This is a genomic window from Paenibacillus brevis (assembly GCF_018919145.1).
Taxonomy (GTDB): Bacteria; Bacillota; Bacilli; order Paenibacillales; family Paenibacillaceae; genus Fontibacillus; species Fontibacillus brevis.
Genome location: NZ_JAHLQJ010000042.1, coordinates 1 through 1,701, shown reverse-complemented (window position 1 = coordinate 1,701; position 1,701 = coordinate 1). Strand labels below are relative to the sequence as shown.

General features: G+C 54.3%; 1 protein-coding gene and 1 other annotated feature (1 of these 2 only partly in view). The gene reads left to right on the top strand.

Annotated elements, in window-relative coordinates; translation table 11 throughout:
* Positions 1-1,701 (top strand) — a sequence feature (mutual gap in cmsearch alignment for this rRNA model is longer than 100) (it extends 1,353 nt beyond the left edge of the window).
* Positions 1,153-1,440: a hypothetical protein gene (locus KQJ23_RS23495; RefSeq protein ID WP_216481323.1), complete on the top strand. Its 288-nt coding sequence runs from the start codon at positions 1,153-1,155 to the stop codon at positions 1,438-1,440. It overlaps the preceding feature by 288 nt.

Here is a 1,701-nt window from a genome sequence, read left to right as displayed (position 1 = left end):
TCAGGGGTAGGGGAGCGTTGTATATACGTTGAAGGTGTACCGTAAGGAGCGCTGGAGAGTATACAAGTGAGAATGCCGGTATGAGTAACGAAAAGATCAGTGAGAATCTGATCCGCCGAAAGCCTAAGGGTTCCTGAGGAAGGTTCGTCCGCTCAGGGTAAGTCGGGACCTAAGGCGAGGCCGAAAGGCGTAGTCGAAGGACAACAGGTGGAAATTCCTGTACCACCGTAAACCGTTATGAGCAATGGGGTGACGCAGTAGGGTAGTGACGCGGACTGATGGATGTCCGTCCAAGCAGTGAGAGGGTAGCATAGGCAAATCCGTGCTACGTAACCTTGGGCTGTGATGGGGAGTGAAAATTACAGTAGCGAAGGTCATGATCTCAGACTGCCAAGAAAAGCCTCTAGCCAGGTGAAGGTGCCCGTACCGCAAACCGACACAGGTAGGCGAGAAGAGAATTCTAAGGCGCGCGGAAGAACTCTCGTTAAGGAACTCGGCAAAATGACCCCGTAACTTCGGGAGAAGGGGTGCCCCGGTAGTGTGAATAGCACGAGGGGGCCGCAGTGAAAAGGCCCAAGCGACTGTTTAGCAAAAACACAGGTCTGTGCGAAGCCGCAAGGCGAAGTATACGGGCTGACGCCTGCCCGGTGCTGGAAGGTTAAGGGGAGTGGTTAGGGGTAACCCGAAGCTATGAACTGAAGCCCCAGTAAACGGCGGCCGTAACTATAACGGTCCTAAGGTAGCGAAATTCCTTGTCAGGTAAATTCTGACCCGCACGAATGGCGTAACGACTTGGGCGCTGTCTCAACGAGAGATCCGGTGAAATTTTAATACCTGTGAAGATGCAGGTTACCCGCGACAAGACGGAAAGACCCCATGGAGCTTTACTGCAGCTTGATATTGGACTTTGATACGATTTGTACAGGATAGGTGGGAGCCTAGGAATCCGGAGCGCCAGCTTCGGAGGAGGCGCCGTTGGGATACCACCCTGATCGTATTGGAGTTCTAACCTGGTACCGTGAACCGGTGCGGGGACAGTGTCAGGCGGGCAGTTTGACTGGGGCGGTCGCCTCCTAAAGAGTAACGGAGGCGCCCCAAGGTTCCCTCAGAATGGTTGGAAATCATTCGAAGAGTGCAAAGGCATAAGGGAGCTTGACTGCGAGACTGACAAGTCGAGCAGGGACGAAAGTCGGGCTTAGTGATCCGGTGGTACCGCATGGAAGGGCCATCGCTCAACGGATAAAAGCTACCCTGGGGATAACAGGCTTATCTCCCCCAAGAGTCCACATCGACGGGGAGGTTTGGCACCTCGATGTCGGCTCATCGCATCCTGGGGCTGAAGTAGGTCCCAAGGGTTGGGCTGTTCGCCCATTAAAGCGGTACGCGAGCTGGGTTCAGAACGTCGTGAGACAGTTCGGTCCCTATCTGTCGTGGGCGTAGGAAATTTGAGAGGAGCTGTCCTTAGTACGAGAGGACCGGGATGGACGCACCGCTGGTGTACCAGTTGTTCCGCCAGGAGCATAGCTGGGTAGCTAAGTGCGGAAGGGATAAGCGCTGAAAGCATCTAAGCGTGAAGCCCCCCTCAAGATGAGATTTCCCAGTATGTAAGACCCCTTGAAGACGACGAGGTTGATAGGCCTGAGGTGGAAGTGCAGCAATGTATGGAGCTGACAGGTACTAATCGGTCGAGGGCTTATCCAA